The 18,098-nt window shown below is 46.1% G+C and carries 18 protein-coding genes and 1 riboswitch; of the genes, 8 read left to right on the plus strand and 10 right to left on the minus strand.

Annotation, left to right across the window (positions count from 1 at the left end):
• Positions 1–71 precede the first annotated feature (71 nt).
• From dinB to Psch_RS03290, 3 genes are all read right to left on the minus strand, one after another.
• A complete protein-coding gene (dinB, locus tag Psch_RS03280) occupies positions 72–1,304 on the minus strand; it encodes a DNA polymerase IV (RefSeq protein ID WP_190239104.1) in 1,233 nt (410 codons plus the stop codon).
• 353 nt (positions 1,305–1,657) lie between these two features.
• Entirely contained in the window at positions 1,658–2,335 is a 678-nt protein-coding gene (locus tag Psch_RS03285; RefSeq protein ID WP_243123937.1) for an SdpI family protein, read from the minus strand.
• Positions 2,328–2,609 carry an autorepressor SdpR family transcription factor gene (locus Psch_RS03290; protein ID WP_134218385.1) on the minus strand — a complete coding sequence of 94 codons (282 nt, stop codon included), beginning with the start codon at positions 2,607–2,609 and terminating at the stop codon, positions 2,328–2,330. Before Psch_RS03290 ends, Psch_RS03285 begins: the two co-directional genes overlap by 8 nt.
• Positions 2,610–2,874: 265 nt before the next feature.
• Here Psch_RS03290 and Psch_RS03295 point away from each other — a divergent pair, with 265 nt between their 5' ends.
• Positions 2,875–4,452 carry a ClC family H(+)/Cl(-) exchange transporter gene (locus Psch_RS03295; RefSeq protein ID WP_190239105.1) on the plus strand — a complete coding sequence of 526 codons (1,578 nt, stop codon included), beginning with the start codon at positions 2,875–2,877 and terminating at the stop codon, positions 4,450–4,452.
• Between the two features lie 32 nt (positions 4,453–4,484).
• Here Psch_RS03295 and eam read toward each other — a convergent pair whose 3' ends face one another.
• Positions 4,485–5,753 carry a glutamate 2,3-aminomutase gene (gene eam / locus Psch_RS03300; RefSeq protein WP_190239106.1) on the minus strand — a complete coding sequence of 423 codons (1,269 nt, stop codon included), beginning with the start codon at positions 5,751–5,753 and terminating at the stop codon, positions 4,485–4,487.
• A 121-nt stretch (positions 5,754–5,874) separates the two neighbouring features.
• A riboswitch (cyclic di-AMP (ydaO/yuaA leader) is annotated at positions 5,875–6,033 on the minus strand.
• Between the two features lie 735 nt (positions 6,034–6,768).
• Here eam and Psch_RS03305 point away from each other — a divergent pair.
• From Psch_RS03305 to Psch_RS03315, 3 genes are all read left to right on the plus strand, one after another.
• Positions 6,769–7,557, plus strand: coding sequence for an ABC transporter substrate-binding protein (locus tag Psch_RS03305; RefSeq protein WP_190239107.1), 789 nt, complete (start codon positions 6,769–6,771; stop codon positions 7,555–7,557).
• 108 nt (positions 7,558–7,665) lie between these two features.
• Positions 7,666–8,319, plus strand: a complete 654-nt coding sequence (locus tag Psch_RS03310) for an amino acid ABC transporter permease (protein ID WP_190239108.1) — start codon at positions 7,666–7,668, stop codon at positions 8,317–8,319.
• Between the two features lie 14 nt (positions 8,320–8,333).
• Complete coding sequence (locus Psch_RS03315) at positions 8,334–9,149, plus strand: amino acid ABC transporter ATP-binding protein (protein ID WP_190239109.1); 816 nt, start codon at positions 8,334–8,336, stop codon at positions 9,147–9,149.
• Positions 9,150–9,339: 190 nt separating this feature from the next.
• Here Psch_RS03315 and yedF read toward each other — a convergent pair whose 3' ends face one another.
• On the minus strand, positions 9,340–9,948 hold the full coding sequence (gene yedF, locus Psch_RS03320; RefSeq protein ID WP_190239110.1) for a sulfurtransferase-like selenium metabolism protein YedF: 609 nt from the start codon (positions 9,946–9,948) through the stop codon (positions 9,340–9,342).
• Positions 9,949–10,068: 120 nt separating this feature from the next.
• A complete protein-coding gene (gene hslO / locus Psch_RS03325) occupies positions 10,069–10,953 on the minus strand; it encodes an Hsp33 family molecular chaperone HslO (RefSeq protein WP_190239111.1) in 885 nt (294 codons plus the stop codon).
• A 142-nt stretch (positions 10,954–11,095) separates the two neighbouring features.
• Between hslO and Psch_RS03330 the strand changes: the two genes are divergently transcribed.
• Positions 11,096–11,830 carry a nitrite/sulfite reductase domain-containing protein gene (locus Psch_RS03330; RefSeq protein ID WP_243123938.1) on the plus strand — a complete coding sequence of 245 codons (735 nt, stop codon included), beginning with the start codon at positions 11,096–11,098 and terminating at the stop codon, positions 11,828–11,830.
• 55 nt (positions 11,831–11,885) lie between these two features.
• Here the strand turns inward: Psch_RS03330 and Psch_RS03335 are convergent, their stop codons facing one another.
• The 3 genes from Psch_RS03335 to radC form a co-directional block, all read right to left on the minus strand.
• Entirely contained in the window at positions 11,886–12,332 is a 447-nt protein-coding gene (locus tag Psch_RS03335; RefSeq protein WP_190239112.1) for a universal stress protein, read from the minus strand.
• Between the two features lie 145 nt (positions 12,333–12,477).
• Positions 12,478–13,092, minus strand: a complete 615-nt coding sequence (gene idi / locus Psch_RS03340; protein ID WP_206663715.1) for an isopentenyl-diphosphate Delta-isomerase — start codon at positions 13,090–13,092, stop codon at positions 12,478–12,480.
• Between the two features lie 351 nt (positions 13,093–13,443).
• Positions 13,444–14,121, minus strand: a complete 678-nt coding sequence (gene radC / locus Psch_RS03345; protein WP_190239114.1) for a RadC family protein — start codon at positions 14,119–14,121, stop codon at positions 13,444–13,446.
• 279 nt (positions 14,122–14,400) lie between these two features.
• On the opposite strand from radC, the gene Psch_RS03350 reads away from it, so the two are divergent.
• Both Psch_RS03350 and Psch_RS03355 read left to right on the plus strand, forming a co-directional pair.
• A complete protein-coding gene (locus tag Psch_RS03350) occupies positions 14,401–14,778 on the plus strand; it encodes a pyridoxamine 5'-phosphate oxidase family protein (RefSeq protein ID WP_243123939.1) in 378 nt (125 codons plus the stop codon).
• A gap of 74 nt (positions 14,779–14,852) precedes the next feature.
• Complete coding sequence (locus Psch_RS03355; RefSeq protein ID WP_190239115.1) at positions 14,853–16,082, plus strand: MFS transporter; 1,230 nt, start codon at positions 14,853–14,855, stop codon at positions 16,080–16,082.
• On the opposite strand, the gene Psch_RS03360 is transcribed toward Psch_RS03355, so the two are convergent.
• Positions 16,083–17,498, minus strand: coding sequence for an MFS transporter (locus Psch_RS03360; protein ID WP_190239116.1), 1,416 nt, complete (start codon positions 17,496–17,498; stop codon positions 16,083–16,085). It abuts the gene before it with no gap.
• Between the two features lie 246 nt (positions 17,499–17,744).
• Here Psch_RS03360 and Psch_RS03365 point away from each other — a divergent pair, with 246 nt between their 5' ends.
• Positions 17,745–17,951, plus strand: a complete 207-nt coding sequence (locus Psch_RS03365; RefSeq protein ID WP_243123940.1) for a DUF5131 family protein — start codon at positions 17,745–17,747, stop codon at positions 17,949–17,951.
• Positions 17,952–18,098 lie beyond the last annotated feature (147 nt).

Here is an 18,098-nt window from a genome sequence, read left to right on the forward strand (position 1 = left end):
ATACACCGTTACCACCTCCTGTTACTATACTACCATAGAACAGATGTTCGCATCAACGGTTTTTATTATTCTTATCTCAATTTATTCAGGTATTCTGTAGCTGTTTCAACCCTCCCGTCCCGTTCCCGGAGCACACCGCCGGGCGCCAGAGAAATAGCCCTGAAGATGCTCTTCTCACCAAACCGGTCCCGGATCCTGTCGCAGGCCGCATTCAACCGGCGGGCTCGCTCTACCTCCCCGAACAGGTCTAACTGCTCGGCGATGTTCTTAACCAAGCCGGCCAGAGCAACCCCCACCATCCTGACCGGCTTCCAGTCAGGCCAGTGCCGGTGCAACAGTTCGACCGCCGCCCGGTGGACATCAGCAGCATTGGCGGTGAGATGCGCTACGGTAAGGGCGCGGGATATCCACAAAAACTCCGTATCTTTTAAGCTTAAATTAACCGTCCTGCCGACATATCCCCCCAGGCACACCCGCCGGCAGACAATGTCGCACAGCTCCAGGATTACTTCTTCAATCTCATGGTATCCCCGGTAGTCCCTGGAAAGTGTGACTTGACGCCCAATGGACTTCACCTTCTCCAGAGAGTGGGGATCCACCGGGCTGTAGTCGATGCCGTTGGCGGACAGGTGCAGGACATGACCCATCAGACCGAACTTTTTTTGCAGCACCGGCAGCGGGTAGCCGGCAAGTTCACCGATAGTGTGAATATTAAGGTCCCGCAGCCTTTTTTCCAGGCGGCGGCCCACGCCAAAAAGCTCCCGTACCGGCAGGGGCCATATTTTATCCCGTACGCCGGTTAGATCCAGAACCGTAAGACCATCCGGCTTCTGCATGCCCGCCGCCATTTTGGCCAGGAGTTTATTGGGGCCCACCCCAACACTGCACAGGACACCTACCTCCTCTTTAATCCTACCTTTAAGCTTACGGGCAATTGCCGAAGAGGTACCGAAGAGATGGCCGCACCCGGAAACATCCATAAAGGCCTCATCGATGGAGAAAGGCTCCACCAAAGGCGTGAAATCATGCATAATCCGTACAATCCGGGTAGAAAAATTGACGTAGTGATTGTACCGGGGTTTGATAAAAACACCTTCCCGGCAAAGGTTCCGGGCTTCCCCCACGGTTATGCCCGTCTGTATGCCGCAGGCCTTCGCTTCGTAGGAGGCTGCTAAAACGATGCCATGGCGCTTGGCCGGATCCCCGGCCACAATAACCGGCCTGCCCTGTAGCGCAGGGTCCAAAGCCTGGTGCACACTGGCGAAAAAAGAATTCATATCAGCAAGGAGGATTGGACAGTGCATGTAGCCCCTCCCCGAACACTTGTTTCCCTTATTATATATCGAACTAGTGTTCTAGGCAAAGTGGTATATAAAGGTATCGCTTACCGCAATGAGGTGCGAATTCCGGGAAAACGGCAGTCTCCAGGCAATCGCATGCCGGGACAGGGTAAAACAAAAAGCTGTTGTTTTAATCAACAGCTTTTTGTTTTAACATAGCTTATGTGGTTGTTTCATTCTGTCCTCAAAATAACATTGCGAGCGACTATTCTAAGAAGCCACTCTTGAACCCAGCTAAATGTAGGTGCGAATTCATTCGCACAAAAGTCACATTGGCTGCCACAAGTTCGGCGCTGGACGACATGGTGGTCTGGGCTTTATTTTGAAAGCCTGCGGAACTCAAGGTACGAGTAAACGAAAGGGACGATTACCGCCAGGGCGAGGGCTACTGCCAGAGCCAGTCCACCAGCCGGGCCGCCCATCAGGGCTCCGACCAACCCCAGAATACCTGCCGCAACCCAGAGCCGGCCGCCCAATCGGTGTGTTTTCCGCCAGACCACTTCGTTGGCCAGTGTCCAGGGTGTTCTAATGCCCACAAAATAGTTGTGCCGGAACTGCCCCATGTAGTTTCCGATGACCAGGAGCAGCAGGGACACTCCTGTCATTACAATCCTGTCAACCGGAGCCTGGAAACCTAAAGCGTTTAAAACAACTACCAGGTGAAGACCTGTCATGAAGATCACCAGTACCGCTTTGATGACCCGGTAAGCCCCGGCAAATTTTTCGTAGTTCTGACGGCTTGGATCGATTAAAGGGAGGAGCAGCATACCCAGATAAATACCCGCAGTTAGCAGGGGGATGCCAAAGGCTCCCCAGCAGCGGGAGGAATAGCCGTCCACCTCACCCCTGTAGTTCCAGTGGCTGGCCACCCGCTCCGGCAGCTGCGGGTATACCACCGCCCCAAGGACTAGAGCCGCTACAATCAACAGCCATAACGGCCATTCCGACAAAAATATTTTAAAGGTATCCGGTAAACGTTTATTATTTCTATTCACTGGCTCCACCTACCTTTCTATTTAACAGATCTGAAAACCAGCCCATTACCTCCTGGAAGACTGTCATATTCAGGGAATAGTAAATAAACTGGCCGTGTCGCTCATCCAGTACCAGTCCAGACTGCTTTAACAGGTTAAGGTGGTGCGATATGCTTGGTTTGGATATGTCGAACTCATCGGCTATTTCGCCGGCGGTCAAATCACGTTCCCTTAAAAGCTTCAATATCTTACGGCGCGTTGGGTCGGCCAAGGCTTTAAAAGTAAGGCCAACCATAAGATATCCCTCCCAGCTAATTTGATATTTAGGTAATTATCTAAATATATTATAATTCACCTGCCACCATGAGTCAATATTCCTCTGGCCCTTTCGAAAACAATAAAGGTCTAATCCGTTATCCTGATACCTGCATGAAACGAGCAACGTGAAAGTGGTATTTGTTTTTTCCCGAACTCTAAAATAGCATTAGAATAGTAGGTAAGATAGCGTTGTATATCGAATTCATATTCATAACGGTCTTTTATGTTTGGAGGCATTATTATTGGAGACAAAAAAAAGCCATATTGCTTTGATTCAATGGAAAAGCTTTCGTTTAAAAATATTTTTTGAGGGAATTTTGGTCGGTTTATTCGCTGGTATACTGGTCGTGGCGTTTAGGTACCTCTTGGAAAAAGCCGAATTATTGCGCGAACATATCTATACTGTTTTAGAGGTAAACGGCTCTGGGGTCACTTTTTTATGGTTTATTGCGCTAATAATGGTGTCTGTCTGCCTGGGTTTTATTTCCCATATAGTCCCTATGGCCAGCGGAAGCGGCATACCACAGGTAAAAGGTATTATCCTGGGTCACTTCAAGATGGGCTGGCTAAAAATAATCATAGGGAAATTTCTTGGCGGAGTTCTTGCTATTGGTTCAGGCATGTCGCTGGGACGTGAGGGTCCCTCCATCCAATTGGGAGCTATGGCGGGTCAAGGCGTCAGCCGCCTTTTAGGCAGGTTAAGAATAGAGGAAAAGTATTTAATTACAAGCGGCGCCAGCGCTGGTTTAGCAGCAGCTTTTAATGCGCCGCTCGCTGGAGTAATCTTTGCGCTTGAAGAATTGCACAAAAACTTTTCCCCGGCTGTCTTGATGTCGGCTATGGCAGCATCGCTAACAGCCGATTTAATAACCCAACAAGTCTTCGGCCAAAAACCTGTCTTTAACTTCCATGATCTCGTTGTGTTACCGCATAATTACTACATTTATGTTGTTGGTCTTGGTGTCATCTGCGGGTTTTTGGGCTTTCTCTTTAACCGGACGCTGACAAAGACAATGGATAGTTACAATAAGATCACCTGGCTGCCAAAAACGTTTATGTCGGCGCCAGCCTTAATACTCGGTGGAATATTGGGCTTTTTCCTGCCTGAAGTTCTGGGGGGAGGAAACAAACTCATCGACTCTGTTGGACAGGCCAGCTATGGGATCGCTATTTTATTAATATTTTTTACTGTTAAATTTATATATACCATGATCAGCTACGGTTCCGGCGTACCGGGAGGAATATTCATGCCGATGCTGGTTATCGGAGCGCTGGCCGGAGCTATATATGGCAATATGCTCATAGTCTATTTTCATATTGATCAACATTTCTTTAATAATTTTGTTGTTTTGGCCATGGCTGCTTATTTCACCGCCATTGTCAAGGCGCCGGTGACCGGCAGTATTCTAATTACTGAAATGACAGGTTCTTTTGACCATTTATTAGCGCTAATCATCGTTTCGGTAACTGCCTATATGGTTAGTGATATCTTAAAAACCGCGCCAATATATGAAACATTATTGGCGCGGTCGCTGGTTAAAAAGAATCACAATATTTACTCCGGTTGGGACAATAAGACCCTGATTGAAGTTGCCGTATGTCTTGGTTCAAAGCTGGAAGGCAAAAGAATAATGGATATCGCCTGGCCGCCTCACTGCCTGCTGATAAGTATTAAGCGGGGCGAAGCCGAAATTATCCCCAGGGGAAATACAAAAATCATAGTCGGTGATTATCTATTCGCGCTTGCCAATGAAAATGAATCGGCAGATATAAAAGAAGCATTGTCTCTCATGGCAGGGACCGCTCAAACCATGGAATAGATAACAATACCGTGCCAGGCGGGTGTAATCATTTATTCTCCTTCGGGCAGGCAACGGTAGTCCAGCAACCTGTTTTCCCACGTACGCATCCTTACCTTACCGTCTCCTTGGTTCAGTATATAAGGAGGCATAACAGGAGTTTTTCCGTAACCGTTGGGGGCATTGATAATGTATGTCGGGACGGCCAAACCGGAAGTATAGCCGCGCAGTTTTTCCATAACTGCAATACCCTCGTCCACAGACGTAATAAAATGGCGTGTACCCTTTACCGCTTTAGCTTGAAAAATATAATAGGGCTTGACCCTTATCTTCAAAAGTTCCTGGTTAAGTTTTTTCATAACGTGCGGGTCGTTGTTTATTCCTTTTAAAAGAACCGCCTGATTCCCTAAAACCACACCGGCTTCAACTAGTCTATCGCAGGCCTGCTTGCTCTCCGGTGTAATCTCCCGTGGATGGTTAAACTGCGTATTAATATAAATTGGGGGATGTTTCTTAAGAACCTCACATAACTCCGGTGTGATTCGCTGCGGCAAAGTGACAATGGTCCTGGTGCCCAGACGCTTTATTTCCACATGCTTGATATTATCCAGTTCACCCAGCAGCCAGTCTATCTTTCTGTCGCTTAGAAGCAGCGCGTCGCCGCCTGTGATCAGGACATCGCGAATTTCCTTGTTTTCCCGGATATAGTCCAACGCAGCCATTAGATTCTGATGTGGCTTGTGTTGATCCACCTCGCCGATATTCCTGCGCCTCTGGCAATGGCGGCAGTACATGGCGCACTGGTTGGTAACGTTGATAATCAACCGGTCCGGATAGCGCCTGGTGACGCACGGCGCTGGGGAAGTGAATTCCTCGGCCATGGGATCGACATAACCGGTACTGTCCATCTCATCGATAGAAGGTACCGATTGCATGCGGATCGGGTCGTGGCTGCAGTCTCCTTCCATCAGCGAGGCATAGTAAGGTGATATTGCCCATCGATAACGCATCCCCACTCTTCTAATATGAGTGCACTGTTCATCATTAAAGCCAAATAGCCGGGCTAGCGTAAATACATCTTTGATCCGGTTGGCCATCTGCCAGCGCCAGTCATGCCAGTTTTCTTCGCTGGCGTCGAAATAACCGAGCTGCCTTTCCTTGTTAAAATTAATCATTTCCTGCATATCAAAACCGGTCTTTATTTCATCTTTTTTTTCCAGATAATCATTAATTCTCTTTTTTAAATCATCCGCCCGTTTAAGCGCAATAGCCTGTTTTTCTTCGTTCGTAAATTCGAATTTCTCAATAGAAGGTATGGACATCACAAGTATCTCCTTTCAAATTTTATTTGTAATGCAAGAAATAAAGTGCAGAAAACCCCCGGAGCATACGTCCGGGGGTTAAAAGAGGTCAAGCAAGTCAAAGGCTGGTTGTAGACCGCCTGTTTCCTCCCTTTCAACGCTTACGAAGTTAGCTGACGGATTCGGGCCGAAAGAGTAGCCCTACGATGCCGACAACACGTTGGAGTCTGGTCGAGCACCGATTCACCCCGTAAATTGGTTCCCCCGCTTCTTTTTATGAAGAATTAAGCGAATTAGGAGCAATATTAAATTCAAGATATACTGACAACAGACAACTTATATCATTCAATAAGGTTGCCTGTTGTCAGTATATCATAATAAATTTTCCAGGTCAATCTTATATTGACGTTCTTATATTGACGTTCTATTAATAATTAACCCCAGTGGTGCAATCAAGGCTGATATAATCACCATGGAACTATAAGAAATAGTTGCTGCTCCCCCAAAAAAATTATATTATTGCAGCTATTCCCCAAACTCCATACATGCCTCCCGGTCATAAGTTCCGAACCGGCATTGATACAATGAAGGAGTCTTAATAACTGTTAGACATGCTCTGAATTATACATACCCTCCTTTGTAAAAGCCAGGCGCCATCATAAATTTGGGAATCTTTTGTTTAATCAGGCGATTTGCTATATTGACCAAGTAATCTAACTATGATATCATAAAACAACCAACAACTTGATTATATTAATAAAGTTGTCTGTTATTGTGTGTCACGCTAACTATTTTTCCCCATTGCAAGTCAAAGTAAGGTGAAATTCATAAAATTTTAGAATGTAATCGGGATATCCCCTGGTTATTTAAAGCTTATATCAAGTCAAGGCAGAATAGGTTAGCAAAACAAGCTAAAGCCAGTTTGCCAAAGTCCCAGGGATATTCCTGGGTTTTATGTTTTAAGATGCAAGTTTAAGGAGGTGGACAAGAGGACCAGCTTATAGAAAAAAATTATTATGGGAGGCGAAATCATTTTATGATACGGAAAACCCTGTTACACGCGATTCTGGTGGCCATGCTGGTATTCGCCGTGGCCGGCTGCGGCGGATCTAAAGAAAGCGAAAATCCAACTACCGGCGAGCAGGTTAAAGAAACATTCAGTTGGTCCTGTTCCGGCCAATACCGCCCGTTTAACTATTATGACGAAGGCAATAACCTGACCGGCTTCGACGTGGAAATCGGCAAAGCCCTGGCTGAAAAAATGGGCCTGGAGCCAACACCTGTTACGGCGCCATGGGACAGCCTGATTAACGGACTGCAGGCCAAGCGGTATGACGCCATTCTAGGCAGTATGACTATAACCGAGGATAGAAAGCAACAGGTCGATTTCTCAGACCCCTATTACGTTTCCGGAGGCCAGCTCTTTGTCTATAAGGAATCTGGGATAAAAAGCGTAGCAGACCTAAAGAAAGATACCAAGATCGGCGTGCTCACCACGAGTACTTATGACGAAGAAGCAAGAAAATATTCACAAAATATTATTAACTACTCAAGTGACGAGACTGCTCTGCGTGACCTTGACGCCGGCCGCTTGCAGGCTGTCATCACCGACCGCTTTGTCGGCAAACTTGCCATAGATGAGACCGGACTGAAAAACATCGAAATGGTCGGAGACCTCCTGTTCGTGGAGGAAATCGGTATTGCCTTCCGCCAGGAGGATGACACTTTGAGGGAAAAAGTAAACAATGCCCTTAAGGAAATTAAGCAAGACGGTACTTATCTGGAAATCAGTAAAAAGTATTTTGATCAAGACATCAGTAAATAAAAGGTTAGACAACCTTTTATTCTTATATTGCCGGCATGCTATTCATACTAGAGGGAGGGGACACGCCCAGGCGGGTTCCCCTTCCCTAGAAAGTTGGGGGGTGTTGACTTGCATTTCTTATCCGATCTGATAACCTACGGACCGTTTTTTTTCAAGGCCATGCAGGTTACGGTACTGCTGACAGCCGCTTCAATAACTATAGGTATGGCCATCGGTCTGTTGTTTGCCCTCCTCAAAATTTCCAAGCGAAAATTATTTAACCGTATTGCGGATATTTATATAGGTTTAATCAGGGGTACACCTCTAATTGTACAGCTTTTCTTCGTTTATTTTGGCCTGGCTGAGATTGTGGACTTCGGCCAGTTTTGGTCGGCCTCAATTGCCCTGGCGGTTCACAGCGGCGCTTACATTGCGGAAATATTCCGGGCCGGCATACAGTCCATAGATCGCGGCCAGATGGAAGCGGCTCGCTCACTGGGTATGAGTTATCCGCTCGCCATGCGCCGGATCATCCTGCCTCAGGCATTTAAGCGCGTTATCCCACCACTTGGCAATCAGTTTATCATTGGGCTCAAAGACTCCTCTCTGGCAGCCTTTATCGCCATGGATGAACTATTTCACCTGGCACAGAGGTTTGCAGCTTCTACCTTCCGTTCAATGGAATTTTATGCCATGGGTGGTCTCTACTACCTGTTTCTGATTACTATTTTCACTTTAGCTGTTAATGCCCTTGAACGGCGTCTTAAAGTAGATGAAATTTAAAGGAGGTGTTTTATTTGATAAAAATTAAAAACCTCAACAAACATTTTGGCTCCCTGCATGTACTACGTGACATTGACCTCAATGTGGGGAAAAGCGATGTGGTTGTTATCATCGGCGCCAGTGGCTCGGGAAAAAGCACTCTATTGCGCTGTATTAATCTCCTTGAGGAACCCAGCAGCGGAGAAATATGGATTGAAGGAAATATAGTGGACCGTCGCAAAAAAAACCGACTTAACATCCTGCGCCGGGATGTAGGGATGGTCTTTCAGCACTTTAACCTGTTTCCCCATTTTACCGTGCTTGGTAATATTACCGAAGCGCCTGTGCAAGTCCGCCAAGTGGATAAACAGCAAGCATATGAGAGCGCCATGGCATTGCTGGAAAAAGTAGGCTTGACTGATAAGGCCCATGCCTACCCATCTCAACTGTCAGGCGGCCAGAAACAGCGGGTGGCTATTGCCCGGGCCCTGGCTATGAAACCCAAGGTTATGCTGTTTGACGAACCGACTTCGGCCCTTGACCCCGAACTGGTGGGAGAGGTATTGGCGGTGATGAAGCAGCTTGCCGCCGAGGGCATGACCATGATTGTGGTATCCCATGAAATGGCCTTTGCCAGGGAGGTAGGCGATTGGTTGGTTTACATGGATGAAGGTAAAATTGTGGAAGTCGGGCGCCCGGAACAGATTTTCGAGGAACCCCGTCACGAACGGACAAAAACTTTCTTAAGCAGGGTTAGAGAACCGAACAATTTTAGGAAGAGAGAGCCCCGGCTTTTCACTCCCCGGACAGGTAAAGGAGAAAACCGGGGACTGGCCACAGACGCAGTTTAATGCAGACGGGACAATTCCGGGTATCATCACCACCAGGAATTGTCCCATCTATTCACAACCTGGACTTTCATGTATATTAAGACAAAACAACTGCACGTATTATGGTAAGCTGCCTAAAGAAAGCGTCACTGACCATAATCTCCTAATTCTGGTCAGTGACACCACAGAGATCTGCTGCTTTCCGAAAACACTACCCCACAGTAATGACCTTGCCCGGTTCAATAAGTCGACTGTTGATATCGTACATATTGGAGACCACTCCAACGGCCAGCTTTTCTTTCAGCTTGTAATAATTCAGGCAGGTACCGCAGACCAGTATTTCCGTCCCCGCAAGAGCCAGCTTTTGCATTTGTTCCAACACCGGTGAGCCTTCCAAAGCCAGGTACACTCCGGTATTAAGAAGAAGCAGCGCTTTGGCTGACTTTTGTTCAGCGAGCGTAACCATCAGGCTTTTCATCAGGACTTCACCCAGGTCGGGTGAACCCTGACCAATGGCGTTGCTTGTTATAAAGTACACCGCCCTGCCTTCTTCAACCTCCGCCACGACTTTCTTAGCGGGGTCCGTAGCGGGGACCTCCCCTCCTGTTCCACCGATGATCAGGTGGTAGGCGCCGTCCTTCTCCTCGACCTCTACGCTGCGTCCGGCATTCCCGGCAAAACGGGAAACATTTTCCCTGGCAGCGTCATTATCGACGATTACAAGAAGGGGCTCCACCCCTACTTCTTCCAATGCCTTTTTGGTGTTAATCACTGGAGCGGGGCAGGCCAACCCCCGGCAGTCAAGCACCTTCACGGTCATAGAATCTCTTCCTTTGCTTAATATATTAGATTATATGGAAGAATTCAGGACTTGCAATAAAATACCTTCATTATTTTAATAGAAAATATTTATCATTAGACCGTGTGAAATGTAAATTTATTATGACCTCTGGCTTGCCGTTTTCAAGATAGCCTCCAGCTCTGGAGCTGCGAAGATATGCGTACGGCCGCAAAAGTGACAGCGAACCTCGGCCTGCCCCTGTTCTTGTAAAATTTTTTGGATCTCCTGTTGGCCCATGGCGACAAGAATATCTCCAATTCTTTCATGCGAACACCTGCATTTGAAACTCAAGGGGACTCTTTCCAGGTAATGTACCTTTAGTCCCCCGACAGCTTCAGCAACAATTTCCTCGGGGGGCAAGCCACGGGCAACCAGGGTGCTGACCGGCGTCAGCTGGCTGATGCTTTTTTCCAACAGGGTCAAGACCTCCTCCTCCGCTCCTGGAAAAAGCTGTACAATCAAACCACCGGAAGCTCTAACACCGCCGTCAGGGGCTACCAGTACCCCGAGCGCCACTGCTGAAGGGGTTTGTTCGGAAACTAAAAGGTACTGGGCAATGTCCTCGCCGATTTCGCCGGAGACAAGCTCCACACTCCCGGTAAAGGGTTCCTTTAATCCCAGGTCCTTGGTAACGTATAAAACGCCTTTCCCGACCGCTGCCCCCACCGGCAGCTTCCCGCCGGCTGCATGCTCAAGGTCGGTATGGGGTTCCTGGACATAACCCCTGACTTCACCGGCTGCGTTCGCGGTTACTATAATTGCTCCAAGCGGCCCGTCCCCGAAGATACGCAGGGTAATAAGGTCCTCGCCCTTTAGGTTCGCACCCAGCAGCAGGCCGGCTGTCAACGACCGGCCCAGGGCGGCGCTGGTCACTGGCCAGGTATCATGCCTCTTTCTTGCTTCTTCAACCAGATGAGTGGTAGTCGCGGCAAAAACCCGGAACTTGCCGTCTTCCCCGACTCCCCGTACCAGATAATCCTCCATACCATACTCCTTTATTTTGCCGTTCTATGCTGACTCTTTCGTGTATACTTTCACCATTTTACCATGAACCTACTAACATCATACATAGCTTGCTGATTTTTTGAGAAAATAACAGCAGAATAATGCCAGGGAGGTAACCTGAGTGGCAGAAAATCAGGAAATGTCAAATAAGCTTGACGAAAGGTTCCAGCACAGCGCGCCCAGGCGAGATCTTATGGAAAAAGGAGCCATTCTGCAGCGGGACGGCTCCTACGCCATCGCTCCCCATATCCCCGGGGGAGTAATCACCGACCCCGAATTGCTGATTAGAATCGCCAACGTAGCAAAAAAATATAACTGCCCGGCCTTAAAAGTCACGTCTTCCCAGAGAATAGCCATCGTTGGACTAAAAGAGGAAGATATAGATGCAGCCTGGCAGGACCTGGGTATTGTCCCGGGAGCCGCCATCGGGCTTTGCGTCCGCAGCGTCAAGTTCTGCCCCGGGACCACCTTCTGCAAGCGGGGTCAGCAGGACTCGGTAGGTCTCGGCAGCGAGATTGACAACCGCTACCACGGTATGACCCTGCCCTCCAAGTTCAAAATCAGTGTGAGCGGCTGCCCCAACAAATGCATGGACTCCATGGTGATTGACTTTGGGGTGGTGGGTATGCCCAAGGGCTTTACCATTTATGTAGGGGGAAACGGCGGACTCGACCCGCGCTTTGGCCAAAAGCTGATTGAGAGCCAGACCAGCCAGCAGGTGCTGGCCTTACTTGACCGCACGATTGATGTATATAAGAAAGAAGCCCGCACCAACGAGCGCCTGGGCCGGTTTATCGACCGAATCGGCTTTGACCGTTTCCGCGAAAAAGTTTTGGAAGAATCGCTGGTCCATTAAAAGCAAAAAACCCGCAGGTTTGACCTGCGGGTTCCATTTATACCGGCTTATTCCGCTAGTTCTTGGCCACCAGGACCATGCGCTTGGCGTGGTGAATGACGTAATTGGATACACTGCCCAGGAATAACCTGTCCAGGATGCCCCGGTTATTAGAGCCTATAGCGATAAGATCAGCCTTAATCTCTTCAGCGTACCAAACCAAGGTTTTGCCGGGATTTCCTTCCAAAACCTTGGTAGTCACGGCAAGCCCTTCCTCCTTTACCCTGATGGCAGCCTGTTCCTGTAACTTTTCAAAATACAGACGGGTATTATCGTAAAAGAACTTGGTAATCGAGATATTATCAGGAGGCAGCATATCGGGAGAAGATATATAGAGAGGTATATCCAATACTGATACAATAAAGATTTCCGCTTTGTTATTTCTGGCCATCTCAATTGCAGTTTCAAGAGCTTTTTGTGAAAGTGCACCGTCGTCATAACCGACCAATATCCTTTGAATCATAAGCAATGCCTCCTTTGAGATAGCTGCTGGTTAACTATTATCTAAGCAAAGAAGGAATTCCGCTTATTTAAGGGACATTCCTTCTTTTAAAGTTAAAATATTTTTTGATTTTCGAAGCTGATTAATCGGATATAGCGGTTAGAAGTTAACCCATGCTTTCGATAAGTTGCGGCTTCACAGGCGGCAGAACGGAATCAAGAATCTCATCAACCTGCACATCAAATTTCCACTTGTCTACAAATTGACCTTTTATATTTTTATCAAGAAGTTTTCCCAGAGCAATTTTAAACCATGGCGTATATATTGCCGGGTTTTTTTTAATATCTTCCCTTAAAATATCCTCTGAAATCCACTTGTAATCAGCTACCTCTGTTACATTTATTTTTGGTGTTCCATCCCATTTCCCCACAAAAATATGATCGTATTCCTCTTCCGTCAGGCCATTATCAAACTGGGCTTTATAAATAAATGCAAAAGATTTCACCATTTTAGTATCAAAGCCCATCTCTTCCTGAAGTCTTCTATGCGCGGCTTTCTCCAAGGATTCACCTGGCCGCGGATGACTACAGCAAGTATTCGCCCACATCCCTGGACAATGATATTTATTCTCAGCACGTTGCTGAATTAACAATTTACCCTTTGAGTTGAAAATAAAGATTGAAAACGCCCGGTGCAGCTTTGGGTTCTTATGAGCATCAATTTTCTCGGCGATTCCAACCGAATTATCATTTTCATCTACTAAGATAACATATTCCTTCACCAGTTCCACCTCCAGATACCCTAGATTATACCTGAATCCGTACTGCTTTGAAATACAAATATCCATATAACATTATATGGGATATTATTAATAAGTATGCAAATAAAGCAATTTATGTCGTATAGTGAATTTCAATTTATTATTTTAGCTTATCTTACTATCAAAAAATGAAAAAATGAAATATTTGTTTTTAATTATTTTAATAGGTTATGCTGATTAATAGTACGGATACAAGCTGCATAATAAAAAAAGCCGTCCACTGCTTGATAACTAAAGAATGAGACGGTTTTTCATTAATCGTTTTTTCGCATTATCATATGAAAACTAGTAACTGTCCCAATGTAATTAATTTCATATGAATCCTTTCTCTGCGAAACTAAAATATCTGTCTCCAGCAACAATAATATGATCCGCTACATGCACAGAAATTGCCTCCAGCGCGGCAATTATCCTTTTAGTAATCTGCAAATCGGCATCCGACGGCCGCATGGAGCCACCAGGATGATTGTGGGCCAAGATCACACTGTTCGCCTGATGCCGCAAGACCGTTTCAACAATGATTCTTGGATACACCGGTGTCTCATTGATAGTCCCTTCATGGACCAGCACAGCATAATTGACTCTGTTTTGTGAGTCCAGGCAAATAACATAAAACACCTCGTAAGTGCGGCCCGTAAAAAGCGAAACAGCATATTCACCAGCTTTAGTAGAACTGCTCAATACCGGCTTCTCACCCCATTTACCCTTGAAATATCGCCGGGTCAAGGAGGGAATGATTGAAAGAAGTATTGCCGTATTTTCACTTACTCCGCAACGTTTGCATATATCTTTAGGATCTGCTTCAAATATGTTGGCCAGTGAACCAAACTCACCGATTATTTTATGCGCCAGTTCGTTGGTGTCCTTCATTGGTATACAATAAAACAACAGGAGTTCCAGTACTTGATGGTCTTCGAAAGAGTCCAGTCCTTCCGCCAGATACCGGCCTTTCACTCTCTGCCTGTGCCCTTCGTGCAATTTCTTCCCCATAATAATACCTTGTTTTTCTATCAGATTACATAATCACTATTATTATAAAACATTTCCATATTTTACTTCAACCATATAATTTGGATTCCATTCGGCACATCTCATATTTTTGATTATGGATATAATTTTTGTATGTATCTCATTCTTCGTATCTATTTCTCCATTTTAATACGCCTAATTTATAATTGACATATTGTGATACAATATCTAATATGAGAGTAAAATAAAGTTTAAATAAAAGGAGATGCCTATAAGTGGAAGAAGTACTAAAGTTTTTAAGTGAGAATAATCCGTTCTATTTTGCAACAGTTGATGGCGCCAAGCCGAAAAGTAAGGCCGTTTGGCTTTTTTATGTGTTATGAGAACAAGCTTTATTTCGGCGCAGGTAAACATAAAAAATCCTATCAGCAAATTTTAGCAAACCCCTACGTTGAAATTTCCACTACAAGCGCTAAGGGCGAATGGATTCGCATTAATGGCAAGGCCGTTGTTGATGATAGAGAAAATGCTCTTGAGAAAGCATTTGAAACGTTGCCAAGATTAAAGGAAATCTACAATGAAAAAACAGGATATAAAATGGGATTATTTTACCTGGAAGAAGCAACAGCAGAAATTGCTGACACCACAGGCGGCTTTAAAAAAATAACTTTGAGTTAGCCATCTAAACATTCATTTTGTGAATAAGCTGTACAGACGACGTACAGCTTATTGGTATTGGAGGATTTGTTTTTTTGACAGAATTAGTAGATGACCTACAGGCCAAAGGCAGCCTAACACTGAAACAAACAGCCTCCATTTGGACCAGGAATTTCACCTTGCTATGTTTAGCCAATTTAACCCTATTTATGAGTTTACAGATGCTCCTCCCCACCCTGCCTGTGTATCTTTTGGAAATTGGCGGTGACCAAAGGGACGTTGGATATGTGATGGGCGTCTATACCATTAGCGCGATGGTTATTCGCCCCATATCCGGCTGGTTGTTAGATAACTATGGCCGGAAAAAATTTATGATCATGGGTCTGGTGATGGTGGTGGCCATCACTTTACTATACAAGTTTGCAACGGATATCCAATTATTGATGGTGATACGAGGTTTTCATGGTCTAGCCTTCGGCTTGGTCACCACGGCCATCGGCACCATCGTATCGGATAGTTTGCCCCTTGCCCGTATGGGCGAAGGCATGGGGTATTTCGGGTTAACCACTTCTCTTTCGATGTCTTTAGCCCCCATGCTGGGTTTTTGGTTAGTGGGAAGAGCAGGTTACACCACATTATTTTTAATGATAACTCTATTGGCCTTGGTGGCCTTCTGCTGCAGTTTGCCTGTCCGGGAAGCCAATGCTCCCGCCAGAACTCCAGCCAGCTCTGTCACAGGGCTCTGGGCCAGCCTTCTGGAAAAAACCGCCATGCCGGCATCCGGAGTGATGTTCTTTCTGGCGGTTGTTTACGGTTCAGTGCTTTCGTTTATTGCTTTGTACGCGACTGAACGCGGCATTGCCAATATCGGTTTGTTTTTTACCGCCACTGCCCTGACTATGATAATTTCCCGGCCTATATCCGGTCGCTGGACGGACAGAGGCGGCGCCGATATGGTCTTACTCATTGGCCACCTGGCCCTTTTCATTGGCATGGCCGCCATTGGCCTGTCCAATACCATCACGGGCTTCCTTTCTGCCGGCGCAATCGTTGGCCTTGGTTTTGGCTTTTGCATTCCTACTTTACAGGCCCAGGCCGTGCGTTTTGCGCCAGTTCATAGACGGGGCTCCGCCACCAGCACTTTTTTTATCGCCTTTGACCTGGGCATTGGTTTGGGGACGATTCTCTGGGGCTATGTGGCAGAGGCAACCGGTTATCAAATTATGTATTTCATTACACTCTTTCCCCTGGCTCTGTCCGGAGCGCTTTTCTACAGGTTTAGCGCCGCGCGTCAACTCTTTATTAAATCCCGGCAATGTGGTTAATCACGCAGCGACATTATGGGCTTCATTTGTCATCGCAAAAGTACAAAAAAAGCCCAGGGTTCCAAACATAGCCCCAACCCACATAACAATTGAAAATGCGTGTAAAAATGCGGGTACCGTGTCCGCACCCTGGTGGGTGAAGTACCCAATTAACAAATAGAAAAGCGACCCTCCAATTGTAATTCCACACATCATGCCGATATAGCGAACTGTGGCTAAAACCCCGGATGCCACACCCTGTTGAGAACGCGGAGCCGCACCCAAGATCGCTGAGTTGTTCGGAGCTGCAAAAGTACCTGTTCCTAATCCTGCAAAAATCAGCCCAGCGATCAATGTCCAATGTGCTGTTAAACCCAGCTGAACCATGATCCCGAACAAAGCCAGGCTTATAGTATTGAAAGCCATCCCCAACGTAGTTAGCGTCCGTGGACCATACCGGTCTGACATAGCGCCTGCGATGGGAGCGCAAACCGTCATAACCAGTGGTGTAATGGCCATAAACATGCCCACCGTTGAGGCCGGAAAATGCAAAACCTGGTCAAAATAAAAAGGAAGAAGGAATATAATCAGAAAGAAGCACAGATAATTTAGCGCCGCGCCTAATGCTCCGAAGCCAAAATTATTAATTCTAAAGAGTTCAAGGTCGATCATTGGATCTCCTTGCTCACGTTCAGTGTGAATAAAAGCCCAAATTGCACCCACGAAAACGATAACAAGTAGTGACAGAATAAGGGTACGGTATTGTTTGATGGCATTAGAATTCAGCAACAAAGTTACGGCTGCCATTCCAAGTATGAACAAGAAAGTCCCTTTCAAGTCTAGAGCTTTTGGGTCCGCCACAACAACTTTTGGAACTGCCCATATACCTAATAGAAGGCCGCTGATACCAAAAGGAACTGTTACAAGGAAGATTGTCTGCCATCCCCAAGCCTGTGTCAACCAGCCTCCAAGGACTGGACCCAGTGAAAGCCCTATATATGTCATAAGTGCTTGAATCCCGAGCACTCTGCCACGCTGTTCAATCGGGAATGTGGTCGTTAAGATGGCAGGACCTACTGACATGATCATGGCTCCACCAAGAGCAACCAACGCCCTTCCCCACAATAGCGAAAAATAATTTTGCGATACACCGCATAGTACCGCTGCTGATGTAAAAATAGCAAATCCGAATAAAAGCACCCGCCTGTGTCCCCATAAATCCGATAGCCTTCCGATTGGTATCAGTAATATAGTCAAAACGAGCAGATAAATCAGGACAATCCATTCCGACTGAACCAGCGTGATCCCCAGGGATCGTTCGATTGTGGGTAATACTGTGTTTGTGGTGCTTGTGTTTAAGGAGGATAAAAAGGTACCAACCCCTACGGTGAATAATACGTACCAGGAACGAAGATAACCGGGTGTAAATTTCTCCATTTAAAATCATACCCTTTCCCATCGGGATCGCTCTTAAACAAAGTATGATTTATTATAGCAATATGCCTATATATATGACTAATATTTATTATTTATAAATATTGTATGAAATTGCTTTTACTTCAAGGTCTTGATTTCAGTTTTCCATGACATCTACTTGTTTTTCGTTTTATCTTAGAATACAATCAAAAATAAGTTAGAGCTAATAGAATATATTCGGATTATCTTTCCGCCGAGATTAAGGAAGTGACAGTTGGCGGTGAATCGGGAAATAACGCCCGTATTTGCAGGTACGACTGGGTGCTTGACATTCGGGAGCAATGCCTTCGAGCGGGAGTGCCTTTCTATTTTAAGCAAACTGGCGCTCGTTTTGAAAAGGACGGCAGACTCTATACCATCCCCCGAAAGTATCAGCATTACCAAGCGCAAAAAGCAGGTATCAATTTCCCTTAATCGTTCGATATCATCTGTTTCTCTTGCTGCTGTTTTCATGTCACCCTGCGCTGGCATCATAATTCCAGGAATTAATTGGCGCCGTTGAATGATCCTTCTAAAAGTACCGTAAATTTGCTTGCGGATTTGGACTAGCTAATAAAAAAG

Origin of the sequence: Pelotomaculum schinkii (assembly GCF_004369205.1) — a bacterium.
Lineage (GTDB): Bacteria > Bacillota > Desulfotomaculia > Desulfotomaculales > Pelotomaculaceae > Pelotomaculum_C > Pelotomaculum_C schinkii.